The 13,128-nt window shown below is 68.2% G+C and carries 15 protein-coding genes; 7 read left to right on the top strand and 8 right to left on the bottom strand.

The annotated features are described in order from the left end of the window. Positions 1-159: 159 nt before the first annotated feature. Positions 160-1,461, top strand: a complete 1,302-nt coding sequence (locus tag KA383_15650; GenBank protein ID MBP7747550.1) for a tetratricopeptide repeat protein — start codon at positions 160-162, stop codon at positions 1,459-1,461. 6 nt (positions 1,462-1,467) lie between these two features. On the opposite strand, the gene KA383_15645 is transcribed toward KA383_15650, so the two are convergent. The 7 genes from KA383_15645 to mtnA form a co-directional block, all read right to left on the bottom strand. Further along, positions 1,468-2,154 carry a lactate utilization protein C gene (locus tag KA383_15645; GenBank protein MBP7747549.1) on the bottom strand — a complete coding sequence of 229 codons (687 nt, stop codon included), beginning with the start codon at positions 2,152-2,154 and terminating at the stop codon, positions 1,468-1,470. Beyond that, positions 2,147-3,541, bottom strand: a complete 1,395-nt coding sequence (locus tag KA383_15640; GenBank protein ID MBP7747548.1) for an iron-sulfur cluster-binding protein — start codon at positions 3,539-3,541, stop codon at positions 2,147-2,149. The genes KA383_15645 and KA383_15640 overlap by 8 nt, the downstream gene beginning before the upstream one ends. Further along, positions 3,538-4,281, bottom strand: a complete 744-nt coding sequence (locus KA383_15635; protein MBP7747547.1) for a (Fe-S)-binding protein — start codon at positions 4,279-4,281, stop codon at positions 3,538-3,540. The genes KA383_15640 and KA383_15635 overlap by 4 nt, the downstream gene beginning before the upstream one ends. Positions 4,282-4,410: 129 nt before the next feature. Next, positions 4,411-4,689 carry a hypothetical protein gene (locus KA383_15630; protein ID MBP7747546.1) on the bottom strand — a complete coding sequence of 93 codons (279 nt, stop codon included), beginning with the start codon at positions 4,687-4,689 and terminating at the stop codon, positions 4,411-4,413. A 22-nt stretch (positions 4,690-4,711) separates the two neighbouring features. Continuing rightward, a complete protein-coding gene (locus KA383_15625; GenBank protein MBP7747545.1) occupies positions 4,712-4,933 on the bottom strand; it encodes a hypothetical protein in 222 nt (73 codons plus the stop codon). Positions 4,934-5,107: 174 nt separating this feature from the next. Next, positions 5,108-5,287, bottom strand: a complete 180-nt coding sequence (locus KA383_15620; GenBank protein ID MBP7747544.1) for a hypothetical protein — start codon at positions 5,285-5,287, stop codon at positions 5,108-5,110. Between the two features lie 541 nt (positions 5,288-5,828). Continuing rightward, the gene (mtnA, locus tag KA383_15615; GenBank protein MBP7747543.1) at positions 5,829-6,935 is read right to left on the bottom strand and encodes an S-methyl-5-thioribose-1-phosphate isomerase; all 1,107 of its coding nucleotides are present in this window, start codon (positions 6,933-6,935) and stop codon (positions 5,829-5,831) included. Positions 6,936-7,050: 115 nt separating this feature from the next. On the opposite strand from mtnA, the gene KA383_15610 reads away from it, so the two are divergent. Beyond that, positions 7,051-7,830, top strand: coding sequence for an SPOR domain-containing protein (locus KA383_15610; GenBank protein ID MBP7747542.1), 780 nt, complete (start codon positions 7,051-7,053; stop codon positions 7,828-7,830). 160 nt (positions 7,831-7,990) lie between these two features. Here KA383_15610 and KA383_15605 read toward each other — a convergent pair whose 3' ends face one another. Then, the gene (locus KA383_15605) at positions 7,991-8,155 is read right to left on the bottom strand and encodes a hypothetical protein (GenBank protein MBP7747541.1); all 165 of its coding nucleotides are present in this window, start codon (positions 8,153-8,155) and stop codon (positions 7,991-7,993) included. 454 nt (positions 8,156-8,609) lie between these two features. On the opposite strand from KA383_15605, the gene KA383_15600 reads away from it, so the two are divergent. The 5 genes from KA383_15600 to KA383_15580 all read left to right on the top strand — a co-directional run bounded on the left by KA383_15600 (position 8,610) and on the right by KA383_15580 (position 12,876). Then, positions 8,610-9,167 (top strand): HDIG domain-containing protein, encoded by a 558-nt coding sequence (locus KA383_15600; GenBank protein MBP7747540.1) that lies wholly within the window; start codon positions 8,610-8,612, stop codon positions 9,165-9,167. Between the two features lie 136 nt (positions 9,168-9,303). Beyond that, positions 9,304-9,840, top strand: coding sequence for a sigma-70 family RNA polymerase sigma factor (locus KA383_15595; protein ID MBP7747539.1), 537 nt, complete (start codon positions 9,304-9,306; stop codon positions 9,838-9,840). Next, a complete protein-coding gene (locus tag KA383_15590) occupies positions 9,830-10,525 on the top strand; it encodes a hypothetical protein (protein MBP7747538.1) in 696 nt (231 codons plus the stop codon). Before KA383_15595 ends, KA383_15590 begins: the two co-directional genes overlap by 11 nt. 1 nt (position 10,526) lies before the next feature. Next, entirely contained in the window at positions 10,527-11,405 is an 879-nt protein-coding gene (locus KA383_15585) for a hypothetical protein (protein ID MBP7747537.1), read from the top strand. Positions 11,406-11,550: 145 nt separating this feature from the next. Beyond that, positions 11,551-12,876 carry a nucleotide sugar dehydrogenase gene (locus KA383_15580; protein MBP7747536.1) on the top strand — a complete coding sequence of 442 codons (1,326 nt, stop codon included), beginning with the start codon at positions 11,551-11,553 and terminating at the stop codon, positions 12,874-12,876. Positions 12,877-13,128: the final 252 nt, after the last annotated feature.

Below are 13,128 nucleotides of genomic sequence, written 5' to 3'. Positions count from 1 at the left end.
CGGGCAATCAAGCGGCTGGAGCCGGGCGGGGGACGCCGTGTGCGCTACCCCGCGGAAACGGGTATAATGGGGCTGGATGGCCGGCAGCACAGGCCGCGGCCGGCGTCGGAAGCCGGGCGCGGAGGGTGGCGGGGCCGTCGGTCGTGAGTTGGAAGCACGATGCAACCCGACGACATTGATGCGCTGTTGGACCGGGCGAACCGGCTGCTCGAAGCGGGGCGGCCGGACGAGTCGCTGCGGTGCCTGGATGAGATTGAGCCGGCTGGTCTGGAGGCGGACGACCGCATCGAGTGGGCCAGTCTGCGCGCCTGGGCCCTGACGGAGATGGGGCGCGACGACGAGGCGCTCGAGACGCTGGATCCGATGATCGAGGAGTTTCCGAAGTCGGCCCGGCTGCTCGGCACGCTGGGGGTGGTCCTGTCGAACTCCGATGATCTGGAAGACGCGCGTGACGCGCTGGAAGAGGCGGTCGAGCTGAGCCCCGAGGACGAGGTCTCGCTGGCAAACCTGGCGCTGGTGCACGAGAAACTGCGGGAGTACGACCGGGCAATCGAATTGTACGACCGCGCGCTGAATCTGGGCGCCGACATCGACTGGGTCCTGCAGCGCAAGGCCGCCGCGCTGACCGAAACCGGCCGCTACGACGACGCGAAGGTCACGCTCAAGCGCTATCTTTCGCTGGTGCCCGAGGACGCCGCGCAGTGGATCGCGCTGGCGATCCTGCACAGCGACGACGACGAATACGCGGACGCGTTTGCCTGCTACGAGCGGGCGGAGCGTATCGACCCGCGCTCGGCCGCGCTGCGACTCAACTGGGGGGTGACGGCCGTGCGGGCCCAGCGGCTGCGTGTGGCCCGCTTGCAGCTCAAGCAGCTCGAACGGCTCGAACCGCGCTCGACGCGCCCCTGGCTGCTGCGGGCGTTCATCCTGGAGGAGGAGGGCCAGGTCAGCGCCGCGCGCCTGATCTACGAACGCATCCTCACCCGGACGCGTTTCGGCGACCACGGCGAACTGAGCTACGCGCTGGAAATGGCGATGGATTTCTTCGCCCGGCACCAGATGAAACCACGCTGCGAACGGCTGCTCCGGCGGGCGTATGCCGCCAACGCCTGCACGGTCGAGCTGTGCGAGGCGTATCGCGAGGCGACCGGCGAGCCGGTGGAAAAGGCGTACTGGTTCAGCGTGCTCGTCGAGGCGGATTACCGCGCCGGGCTGGCCGAGGTCCGCGAGCGCCGCGCGCGGCATCCGCAGCGTTTCACGCGTTTCGTGCGGGCGTTCCAGGTGGTCGCGCGGAACCACGACGAAGCCCTGGGCATCGTCATGGACTTCGCCCGCCACATGGGCGAGACGAACCCGGTGATCCGCGAGATCGTCGGCGAGGAGACGATCGAAAGCACCTACACCGGGGTCTATGAGGTGGAGACGGAGAGCTTCGTCTTCGCCGACGAGCAGGGTACGTAGCCCCCCCTAGACCAGGACGATGTGAACCGTCCCCGGGCCGTGTACGCCGGTCACGAGCACACCCTCAATGTCCGCCGTCTTGCTCGGGCCGGTGATCAGGTTCACGTTCGCCGGCAGCGCGCCGCGCTCAGCCAGCCATTCGAAGAGGTCGAACAGGTCCGCGACGAGCTGGTCCGTGCTGACCAACGCAATGTGCACGGGCGGAATCAGCGACGCGCCACGCGCCGACGCCGCGCCGGACATGCACACCAGCGTACCGGTCTCGGCGATGGCCCGCTGCACGCCGGTGACCGCCGCGTCCACCGTGAACAGCGTCTCGTCGTCGCGCTCCGTGACCACGACTACGCCGGCCGCCCGCAGCGCGGTTTGCAGCAACGCCGCGCGCTCGGCAGTGAGCGCCGTTCCCGGCTGCGGTTCGACCAGCACGCGACGTGCGCTGTGGGCCGCCAGAAGCTCCGCGATGGCCGCCGGCCAATCATCCGCGCCCGCACGCCGCACGCCGCAGCCGGCGGACTCCGCTGACCGGGCAAAGCGGGCGGGCAGATCGTCGTCCGGGCTCACGGCGCGCAATGTGGCCGGAGATTCAGCGGGCAGCGGCGTGGATGCCGCATCCGGCGGGCAGGCGCGCGCCAGCCGGGCGAGGAAATCCCGCACCGCGCTCGACACCGCCGGCAACGACCCCGCGCTACTCATGACCCAAACCCTCCTGCCACAGTCTTCGGAAGCTCTGTGCCGGCGGCCGGGGCAAGTCGCGTTGCGCGGTCCACTCCTTCAACGGCCCCACGCCCTGCCGAATCCAGCCGCTGCCGTCATCCGGAAGGAAGCGTCGCATGAGCCGCTGGCCGAGTCGGTACATCCAGGCATGGCGCATGGCCCACGCCCAGCCGCGTATCCCGATGCGCTTGGCCCACGACTGGCGTGCGTGTGACGCGACGCGCAGTTGCACCAGCAGCTTTGGAATGTCGATCTCCACCGGGCAGGCGCGCTGGCACAGGCCGCACAGGCTGGACGCCCGTGGCAGCTCGTCATACTGTTGCCCATACAGCAGCGGCGACACCAGGCTGCCGATCGGGCCGGGATACACGCTGTTGTACGCGTGGCCACCGACGTTGCGGTACACGGGGCACGCGTTCAGGCACGCACCGCAACGGATGCAGCGAAGCACCTCGGCCATGGGGCCGGCCAGGATGCCGCTGCGGCCGTTGTCCAGCAGCACGACGTGCAGCTCCTGCGGGCCGTCCACATCGTCGGGGCGGCGCGGCCCGCTGATGAGCGTGGTGTATACTCCCATGGCCTGCCCCGTGCTCGACCGCGCGAGGAGTTTCAGAAACACGGGCAGGTCACGCAGCCGCGGGATGATCTTCTCGATGCCCAGCAGCGCCACGTGCACGCGCGGCCGCGTTATGGTCATGCGACCGTTGCCTTCGTTGGTCAGCAGGCACAGCGACCCGGTCTCGGCGATCCCGAAGTTCACGCCGGTGATGCCCAGATCGCAACGCCGGAAGATGTCGCGCAGGTGCCGCCGCGCGATCTTCGTCATCGCCGTTGGGTCCTCGGTGTACTCGCAGCCGAGCTCGCGGGTCATGGCCTGGGCGACCTGCCGGCGGTCCTTGTGGATGATGGGCGTAATGATGTGGCTCGGGCGGTCGTGGTCGATCTGGACGATGAACTCGCCGAGATCGGTCTCCACAACGCGCACCCCGGCACCGAGCAGGGCATCGTTCAGGTGCACTTCCTCGGTCGTCATGCTCTTCGACTTGACGGCGAGCTTCAGTCCGCGCGCCGCGGCAATCTCGATGATGGTCTGGCACGCGGCGGCGGCATCGGGCGCGAAATGCACGGTCGCGCCCAAGGCGGTAACGCGCTCCACGAACCGACCGAGATATTCGGGCAGGCGTTCGAGCGTGTGCCGGCGGATCTGGGCAGCCCGCGCGCGGATCTCTTCGAAATGCGGCAGCGCGTCCATCGACGCGGCCCGATCGGCGACCTTCCGCCACGTCGCCAGATGCACCGCTGTACGGACGCGCTGGTCGGTGATGGCCGCGGCGAGCCGCCCGCGCAGCCCATCTCGTCCGCTCATGGCTGGGGCTCCAGCAGGCCGAGCGACTCGGCGAGGCATTCCGCGAGGTGCTTGAACCGCAACGCGATCCCCCGCCGCCGGGCCCCGCCCATCATCTGCAGCGCGCAGGCACCTTCGTTGCAGATCACCAGCCGTGCCCCGGTCGCGGTCAGTTCCGCCAGCTTGTCCTCCAGCATGGCCCCGCTCACTTCCGGGAAGTCGACCGCGAAGACCCCGCCAAAGCCGCAGCATACGTCGCCGTGCGGCGGCGTGCGTACATCGCGGCCGTTGCCGCCCGCCAGCCAGCCGCGCAGATCGTCCAGGCTGTACAGCTCGCGGGCGTGACAGGGGTAATGGAACGTCACCGGCTCGTTGAATTTCAGGTGGGCGCCGATGTCGACATGAAGCACGTCGCGCAGAAACGTGGCGAACTCCCAGGTCTTGTCGGCCAACCGCTGCGCCGCCGCTCGGGCAGGCGGATCATTGGCCAGCAGCGGCGGGCCGTGCTTCCTGATCATCGTCGCGCAGGAGGCCGAGGGCGTGACGACGTGCGCGTAGTCGGCAAAAACGGTGGCCATGCGGCGCACGAGCCGGGCTGCCTCGGCATGAAACCCGCTGTTGTAGGCCGGCTGGCCGCAGCAGGTCTGGCCGGCGGGGAAATAGAGGCGGCAGCCAAAGTGGCGGAGCACCCGGACCACAGCCTCACCGACGCGCGGATAGAAAGTATCGGTCAGGCAGGTGACGAACAGGGCCACGTCCATCGCGTGCTCCTCGGGCCGGCGCGCGGCCAGATTGTACGCGGACACGGCGCGGGCGCACACCATTGTCGCTTTACGTGATGAGGCAGGGCCCTCCGACACCTGCCCGTCCGGGGCGTCCGGATCCAGCCGTTACGCTCCCCCGCCGCCCGTCGACACGAAAGGATCGCCGTCGCAATACGGAGGGAAGGTGCACGCCGGGTCGATGTCCGGGTCGGCGCCCGGGCCTTTATAGCCCGACGTGATGAATCGGTATTCGACCGGATCGCATGCCAGGATGGTGAGGCACGGGTTGATGTTGGCGACGTAGTGGCCGACATCGCTCAGGCTGCAGCCGCCAAACCCGTAGCAGGTGCCCACCGCGACCGCGGCAACCAGCCAGCTCAGCACCCGTGTATGCCGGTGACGCATGAGAAATCCTCGGCTGAAGGTCTTACTCGCTCGCGAACAGATTCGGGCAGTCCATGAACAGCGCTATCGGCTCACAGAAGTTGAAAAACGTGCCGCCCGTGCAATTGAAGACCGAGCAGAAATCGAACCCGACCAGCGCCTGCTGGGTCAGGTAGTTGGCGCAGCCGTTCGGGATAACCTGAAAGAGCGTGCCCGCTCCGCAGATCATGATCGCAGCCCAAAGCTTCTTGCTCTTGCTCGACATCAGGGACACTCCCAAATTTCCAGGTCCCGGGTACTCTGTGACCGGGGAAGTATACGGCCCAACCAACCGCCCCAGCAAGGGGCCACCCGCCGCAGCCGTTCAAGAAAACGGGGTGCCCGTCCGCCGGCAGGGCGTCCCGAAGATCTTGCGCAACACCGACTTGCGGCGCGCGCCTCACGGGGCGTAGATCGTCGCTTCCTTCACGACATCGAGCGCCAGATTCAACCACACATTGTCCGACGGCCACCCCGTGTTGAAGAACCCCTGCCAGAATGCACTCAGGCAACCGGCGAAGAGCGTCGAGCCCCCCGCCAGCAACACGGACAGGGCCAGCCACTTGGACTTGCGCGTCATTTACACACTCTCCAGCGCTCGGTTCGCCGGCACCCGTCCCCGCCGGGGGCGGCGGCACCTCCGCGCGCGTTTAGCGAACTACACTCAGCCAGATCTGGTCGGCCACCAGGTCGCCCATGAACCGCGCCAGGCACGTGCCCGTGCTCAGCGCGACGGCCCCGCTGCTTAGCACCAGAAGCACCGCCTTGATCTGTCGTGTCACGAATGCGCTCCTCGAACATTGATCCGCAGCAGTCGGCCGTCCGACTAGATCGCCAGTCCGACGATGATGCGCTGCAGTGTGCTCTGCAGGCAGCCCCCGACGGGCAGTGCCACCAGCAGGCCCGAACCCAGCATGAGCAACCCCCGCTTCCACCAGTGCCTGAACTGCATCCCTGGTCTCCTGTTCCAAGCCATGGGGCTGCGCCCGCCGTCGCTCGCGAGCGGCCGCCGCCGGTTCAATTACAGGGTTTGGAATCCCGGGTTCTCGCCTCAACACATAGGAGCCAACCGCGCCGGCGGCAGATTAGGCACACTGGGACTGGTTTGGGCAAGGCGGCCGCTACCGATTCGGGCCGACCAAGGCACCGATTGTGGCCCTCGTGACCGGTTGCACGATGCCTTTTTCCGTGATGATGCCCGTGAGCAACTCGGCAGGCGTCACGTCAAACGCGGGGTTGTAGCAGTGGGCGGCGGGTGGGACCGTCGGGCAGCCAAAGCCCGCGCGGACTTCATCAGCGGCGCGCTGCTCGATGGGAATCGCGTCTCCCGACGCCAACGTGAGATCAAACGTGCTGCATGGAGCGGCCACATAAAATGGTATGCCGTGGTGCCGGGCGGCCAGGGCCACTCCGTACGTCCCGATCTTGTTGGCCGTGTCGCCGTTCGCTGCAATGCGATCTGCCCCGACAATCGCCAACTGGATGCGCCCCGCGCGCATGAGGCTGGCCGCGGCGCCGTCGCACAGCACGGTCACATCGAGGCCAGCGGCACTCAGCTCAAACGCCGTCAGCCGCGCGCCCTGCAGCAGCGGCCGGGTCTCATCGGCGTAGACCTGGAAGCGCCGCCCCTGGGCATGCGCCAGGTACAGCGGCGCGAGGGCCGTGCCGTAGGCGACGGTGGCCAGCGAGCCGGCGTTGCAGTGGGTCAGCACGCCGCCGCCGTTCGGGATCAGGTCGGCACCGTTCTCGCCAATGCGGCGGCAGGTTTCGGCATCCTCGCGTGCCAGTTGATGCGCACACATGAGGAGAGCGGGCCACGGCGGTCGTCCATCGCGCGCCGCCTCGTCCGCCGCCGCGCTTGTTCGCCGCACCGCCCAGGCCAGGTTCACCGCGGTGGGCCGACACGAGCACAGATACGCCCCGACCTCCCGAACCTTGGCGAAGAATGCGTCGGCGGCCAGCGACTGGTGTGGCCGTGTTCCAAGGCACAGCCCGTAGGCCGCGGCGACGCCGATCGCCGGCGCGCCCCGCACGCGCAGCGCGCGGATCGCTTCCCAGACGTCCTCGGCCGTCGCGCAGTCGCGGGTGGCAACGCGCGTGGGGAGCAGCGTCTGGTCCAGCAAGCGAAGAAGACCGTCGCCGCCGCCGACCCACTCCAGCGTCGGTGGGAGGGCCCCGAGCGGTCCGCGGTCAATGCGCGGTGCGGCAAGTTCGTCCAACGCACTCATGCGGCATGTTCTAACCGATACGGCGGCGGCACGGAACCGCCAGTGCGCGGTATGCCGGCGCGAAAACGCCGCGGCGCGGGTTCACGGGTGCCCTGCCGCGTGGTAGCCTGTTGGCATGAGCGTTTCAGCGAAGATCTGGCCCGGGCTTGTGCTTCTGGTTGGCCTGACCGGTTGCAGCACGTTGACGGACGGACAGCGGATGTGCCTGGCCGACGGTGAACGCGCGCTGCGGGAGAAACAATACAGTCGCGCCATCGAACGGATGTCCACGTTCCTGGAGCAGGTTCGGAATCCGCCGGAAGTGGCCCGGGCGTATTATGTCCGTGGCATGGCGCGGGCGCTGTCCGGCCAGCGGGCGTGGGCGTACGCGGATCTGCAGCGTGCCGTCACCGAGACGCGTGATCCGCAGGTCACCTGGCAGCCCCACGCGATGCTCGGGGTGCTGTGCTTCGAGGATGACAACTGGGACGCGGCGGCGCGGGCCTTCAAGGCCGCCGTGGACAAGATGCCGGCCGGTCCGCCCCAGGATGCGCTGCTGTTCCGCCTGGGCCTGTGCGCGGAACGGATGGGGCGCTGGTCCGCGGCGACAGCGCAATACCGCCTGATCCTGCAGCGCTTCCCGCGGGGCGTGTACGCGGCGGCGGCGGCCCGGCGCACGCAGCTCGGGGCCGATCACTTCGCCGTTCAGTGCGGTGTGTTTTCCCGAGCCGAGAACGCCGACCAACTGGTTGCGCGGCTGCGGGCGGAAGGGCTGCAGGTCTACTCACGCCCGGAGCCGCGGCAGGACGGGTCAAGTTACGTGGTCCTGGAGGGCCGCTATGCGTCCTACCAGGAAGCGAACCAGGCCCTGGGCCGGGTGCGCGGCTACATTCCGGACGCCGTCCTCTGGCCGTGACCCCCGCCCCCCCGGTTTCCTCCCCTGCGTTGACATATCCACGCCCGACATAACGGCGCCGGAAAACACGCGGGGCCGGCTTAACCTGGTGACTGGCACCTGGTTACTCCGGCCCGTACTGAATACTGCGTGCGCGCTGTTCTGCGGCGCTCTGACCGGCTTAGTAGCCGTTCAGGACGTTGAAGTGCTCGAGGATGTTGGTGAAGTCAGAGCCCCACGTCGTGGCGGCCGTGATCCACTTCCACCAGCTGCCGCCGAAGCAGCCTTCAACCAGAATGGTGCTGGCGGCGAGCACGAACAGCGCTCTCTTCGGATTCTTGAACATTCGCGTTCTCCTTCCAAAACAAGTGCGGAATTCACAGTTGCCGATTGGCCTACAAAAGCGACCACCGCCTTTAACCGCGCCATCTCGACAGCGAATCGCCAATATTGGCTGAGGAGCGTAGCCAAGTTATCGGCAGGCGTCAATGCCCCGCCACGCAAACCAGGAAAAATCTTGTTCGCATTTTGTAAGGATATGCCGTCTGTCGGCGCGGCCGCACCGGGCCCGTGCGGGGCGGGGACGGGCCGGTTATGATTCCAGCGCGCGTCGGCGGCGCACCCGCGGAAGACGCGTCGCGGGGGCGTAGCCGCCGACAGCACGCGGCATGCGCAGCGGCCGGCCGATCCCGCCGCCCGTCGGCTCGGCTCAGTCGCTGGCGCGCGCGGCGGGCGCACGTTACGTGGCGCAGTTACAGGTGTTTAGGCGTTCAGCGCTTACGGAAAGGCAGGTGTCGCGGATGACGCGTGATGAGGCTTGGCAGTTGCTCTGTGAGTACACCCCGAGCGATTCGCTGCGGAAGCACGGCCTCGCGGTTGAGGCAGCGATGCGCTACTACGCGCGCCTGAACGGCGCCGACGAGGAGAGCTGGGCGGTCGCAGGTCTGCTCCACGATTTCGACTACGAGCGGTGGCCGACGATTCCGGAACACACACGCGAGGGAGCGCAAATCCTGCGCCAGAAGGGCGTTGACGAGGAGATCGTCGGCGCCGTGCTCTCGCATGTCCCGTGGAACCTGGAGGAGTATCCGCGCGATCGGCCGATCCGCCGCACGCTTTTCGCCGTCGACGAGCTGAGCGGGTTCCTGGTGGCGTGCGCGCTGGTGCGTCCGAACCGCCTCGAAGGGCTTGAGCCGAAGAGTGTGAAAAAAAAGTTGAAGACGCCGTCGTTCGCCGCGGCGGTTTCGCGCGAGGACATCGCGGCAGGACCCGAGCTGGTCGGGTTGCCGCTGGATGAGCATATCGCAAACTGCATCCGGGCGTTGCAGGCCGCGGCTGGACCGCTCGGCCTGGCGTGAGCCGAGGCGCGGGCGGCGCGAACATGACGGCCGGACGCGCGACCGGCTCGAACACGCGTTATCGGACACGATCTGCCAGCGGCGCGGGCAAATATCGTCCACGTCAGAACGTCTTCTACGTTGGAGAGCGATGCGCGTGCGACTTGGACTTCGCGGCTCCCTGACCGCGGCCGAACGGGACTTGCTGGACCGGCTGGTGCGCGAGCAGGGGCCACGGTTGCTGGCGTACGTCCGGCACGCCCATCGCCTGGCCGGCGACGCCGACGACATTGTCGCGGAGACGTTTTGCCGGGCGGCCATGAATATCGCGGCGGTGCAGGGCAGCGGCCGTCCGGACCTGTACCTGCTGACCGTGGCGCGGAACCTGTGCTGTGATCGTTTCCGCCGGCCGAAGTCTGACCCGCTGTCGGAGCCCGTTGAGTCGGCGCGGGTGGACGCGGCGGCAAGTCCGCACGAGACAGCCGTGCGCGGTGAACAAGTCCGTGCCCTACGGGCCGCGGTGCGCGGCCTGCCCGACCACCTCCGTGAGATCGTCGTCTTGCGGCTGTCCGCCGGGCTGAAGTTCGAGGAGATCGCCGAGTTGCTCAAGATTCCGCTGGGCACGGCCCTGTCGCGGATGCACGCCGCCGTGGAGCGACTGAGGACCGAACTGGGTCAGACGCATGAACAGTGACCGCCAAAACCCGACTTGCGACGACCTGCGCGACGAGTTGGTGCGGCTGGCCTGCAATAGTGCGGCGGCGCCTTCTCCCGCGCTGCGCGCGCACCTGGCAAACTGCCCGCAGTGCCAGCGCAAACTCGCGGCGGATCGCCAACTGCTCGGCGACGTCGGCGCGGCTTTGCGCCCCGAGCCCCTGTCGAACGAACTCGCGACGCGGATCGCCGAACGGCTGGCGGCGCAAACTGGTGTCACGCGCGGGCGCTGGTTCTCAGCCCGACCGCTCGTCGGCGCGGCGGCGGTGGCGGCGTGCCTGCTGATCGTGTTCCTGGTTTCCCGCGGCACCCAGCCGGCGCCGTCCAGGGAGGATTCGCGGGCGCGGCTCGGTCTCACGAAGGGTGATGAGACCGCGATCACGGAGGCGTATGCACTGCTGCTCTGGGAGAGTGCCGAGTACTCGGTGGACTCCCTGGCCGAGCGCGTGGAGCAGGCGGTTCAGGCCGTGGGGCGGGCACCCGGAGGCAATGCGGTGCTGCCCTGGTCGGCGGACGACGACTGGGATGTGCCCGAAGCCAACACGGAGTCGTCCGGGCTGGAGGCCGCGCGGCCGGTGTGCAGCAGCGCGCAGCCGGACAGGGCGGCGGCAGGGCAAGTCACGCCCACCTCCGGCCGAATTCCGACCACAACAATGGAGTCGTGACATGAGACTGTTTATCGCTGGGCTGATCGTCGTATGGCTCATGGCTCTCGCCGCGGCGTGCGCGGCACAGGATCTTGTGCAGCAGGAACAGCCACCGCCACCGAACCAACCGGGCAAACCAGAACCGCCGCCACGACCGGACCTGGATGGCCCCCGCGCTCCCCGGCCCGGCCAGCCTGGGCTGGATGAGCCGCCGCCAGCGCTGCCCCCGGGGCCGGCGGGGCGTGAGCCGCGACCCCCGCGCCCGCCGGGGCCGCCGTTCGACCCGTTGCTGCGCCTGATTGGGGAGCAGCGGCCGGAACTGGCCCAGCGGCTGGAGCGTCTGCGGCGTGAGTCGCCGGACCTGTTCCGGGAAGTTCTGCTCCAGGCCCTGAGTGCGCGACTGGAAGATGCGCTCAACGCGGTCGGCGCCCCGCCGGGAGTGCCGGGTGCGGAATCGCAGCCCGGCGGTCCACCGCGCGACCGGCATGGGGCAGACTTTGGCGGGCCCGGCGGGCCGCCCCCGGGCGGTGGGCGTGGTCCGGGCGAACTTTCGCCCGAACTTCGGGGCCGTCTGCACGAGTTGGAAGAGCGGCACGCGCAGTTGGAGGCCCGTTCGCGCGAGGTCGCGGCCCGTCTGGCGGGGGTCCGCGCGCAAGGCGCTGCGGAAGACGTTCAGGACGCACTGCGGGAGGAACTCCGCAACGTGGTGCGCGAGCAGTTCGACGTGCGTTCGGAACTGCGTCAGATCGAGTTGCAGCGCATCGAGAGCGAGCTTCAGCGACTGCGCGAGGCCCTGCAGCGGCTGCAGCGTGAGCTGGAGCGCCGCGATCGGGAGCGCGAGGCGATCATCGACCGGCGTGTTGAGCAGCTTTCGGGGGCCGAGACAGGGGGCTGGTAGCAGGAACCCGCCGACCAACCGGCAATGCGACCCGGGCACCGCCGACCGCGGGCGCCCCGGTCGCCGCGCGCCCCCCGTTGCTCAAATACGCGGCGGCCGGTACAACCTCCCGACGATTCAGACCTCCTTTGACTGGAGAGCAGCGATGACACAGGCGCAGGTGTTGCGGCAGAAGATCACGGACCGCAAGGTGGTGGTCGGCGTGGTCGGTCTTGGTTACGTCGGTCTTCCGCTGGTGCGGGAGTTCTGCAACTCGGGGATCCGCGTGATCGGCTTCGACATCGACACCCGCAAGGTGCGGATGTTGAAGGCCGGCCAGACCTACATCGAGCACCTGCCCGGGGGGTTCTTCAAGGACCTGATTCAGCGGCGGCTGTTCCGGCCGACGGCCGACATGAACGAGCTCAGCAAGCCGGATGCGATCCTGATCGCCGTGCCGACGCCGCTCGACAAGATGCATGAGCCTGACATGTCGTACATCGAGAGCACGACCCGGGACATCGCCCAGCGTCTGCGGCCGGGGCAGTTGATCGTGCTGGAGTCCACGACGTATCCCGGGACGACGCGCGAGGTCGTGCAGCCGATGCTGGACCAGACCGGCCTCAAGCTGGACCGCGACTATTTCCTGGCGTTCTCGCCGGAGCGTGAGGATCCGGGCCGGACGGACATCACGACGCGGCAGATTCCAAAGGTGGTGGGTGGGGCGACGCCGACGAGCGGGAAGCTGGCGGCCGCGGTGTATGCGCTGGCGCTGGAGACGGTCGTGCCGGTGCCGACGTGCGAGGTCGCGGAGGCGGCGAAGATCGTGGAGAACGTCTATCGCTGCGTGAACATCGCCCTGGTGAACGAGCTGAAGATGCTGTTCGACCGGATGGGCATCGACGTGTGGGACGTGATCGAGGCGGCGAAGACGAAACCGTTCGGGTATCAGCCGTTCTACCCCGGCCCCGGGCTCGGCGGGCACTGCATCCCGATCGACCCGTTCTACCTGTCGTGGAAGGCACGCGAATACAAGATGCGGACGCGGTTCATCGAGCTGGCCGGCGAGATCAACACGCGCATGCCGGACTACGTCGTGAGCCGGGTGATGGAGACGCTGAACGAGCGTGGCAAGGCGCTGCGCGGCGCGCGGGTGCTCGTGCTGGGGCTGGCGTACAAGAAGGACGTCGACGATGTGCGCGAGTCACCGTCGGTGACGCTGATCGAGCTGCTGCAGGAGCGGGGCGCGCTGGTGGACTATCACGACCCGCACATTCCGGTGGCCAAGCCGATGCGTGAGCACAACCTGACGCACATGAAGAGCGTGCCGCTGACGAAGACGCAGCTCAAGAGGTACGATTGCGTGCTGATCGCGACGGATCACAGCACGGTGGATTACGACCTGGTTTGCCGGCACGCGGCGCTGGTGGTCGACACGCGGAACGCGACCGCGCGCAAAAAGAGGCCGGCCAAGCGGGTGGTGAAAGCATAGCCGATCGAATCCGTATCCGCTTGGTCGGCCCGACGAACCGGGCGCGATGACGCGCGCCGGGTTGTGAGTCCAATGGGCCGGGTCGGCTTGCGCCAGTTGGACGGGCTTTTTTTCGCCCTTCTTCTCCCCGCGGGCACCTTCACCCCGCTGCGAGGCGTTGCCCGTCCCGATTTTGCGGCTTCAAGCCGATCCGGCGATGAAATCCTCCAGCTAAGGACTGCACCGCGCCCGCACACAATGCGCGGGCGCCCA

Source organism: Phycisphaerae bacterium, assembly GCA_017999985.1.
Lineage (GTDB): Bacteria > Planctomycetota > Phycisphaerae > UBA1845 > Fen-1342 > JAGNKU01.
The sequence above is the reverse complement of the archived record's forward strand: the minus strand, read 5'-3'. Positions and strand labels throughout refer to the sequence as shown.

Bases quoted from the DNA above. Each gene is read 5' to 3' on its own strand.
- KA383_15650 (MBP7747550.1), top strand. From the start codon at position 160: ATGCAACCCGACGACATTGATGCGCTGTTGGACCGGGCGAACCGGCTG.
- KA383_15645 (MBP7747549.1), bottom strand. From the start codon at position 2,154: ATGAGTAGCGCGGGGTCGTTGCCGGCGGTGTCGAGCGCGGTGCGGGAT.
- KA383_15640 (MBP7747548.1), bottom strand. From the start codon at position 3,541: ATGAGCGGACGAGATGGGCTGCGCGGGCGGCTCGCCGCGGCCATCACC.
- KA383_15635 (MBP7747547.1), bottom strand. From the start codon at position 4,281: ATGGACGTGGCCCTGTTCGTCACCTGCCTGACCGATACTTTCTATCCG.
- KA383_15630 (MBP7747546.1), bottom strand. From the start codon at position 4,689: ATGCGTCACCGGCATACACGGGTGCTGAGCTGGCTGGTTGCCGCGGTC.
- KA383_15625 (MBP7747545.1), bottom strand. From the start codon at position 4,933: ATGTCGAGCAAGAGCAAGAAGCTTTGGGCTGCGATCATGATCTGCGGA.
- KA383_15620 (MBP7747544.1), bottom strand. From the start codon at position 5,287: ATGACGCGCAAGTCCAAGTGGCTGGCCCTGTCCGTGTTGCTGGCGGGG.
- mtnA (MBP7747543.1), bottom strand. From the start codon at position 6,935: ATGAGTGCGTTGGACGAACTTGCCGCACCGCGCATTGACCGCGGACCG.
- KA383_15610 (MBP7747542.1), top strand. From the start codon at position 7,051: ATGAGCGTTTCAGCGAAGATCTGGCCCGGGCTTGTGCTTCTGGTTGGC.
- KA383_15605 (MBP7747541.1), bottom strand. From the start codon at position 8,155: ATGTTCAAGAATCCGAAGAGAGCGCTGTTCGTGCTCGCCGCCAGCACC.
- KA383_15600 (MBP7747540.1), top strand. From the start codon at position 8,610: ATGACGCGTGATGAGGCTTGGCAGTTGCTCTGTGAGTACACCCCGAGC.
- KA383_15590 (MBP7747538.1), top strand. From the start codon at position 9,830: ATGAACAGTGACCGCCAAAACCCGACTTGCGACGACCTGCGCGACGAG.
- KA383_15585 (MBP7747537.1), top strand. From the start codon at position 10,527: ATGAGACTGTTTATCGCTGGGCTGATCGTCGTATGGCTCATGGCTCTC.
- KA383_15580 (MBP7747536.1), top strand. From the start codon at position 11,551: ATGACACAGGCGCAGGTGTTGCGGCAGAAGATCACGGACCGCAAGGTG.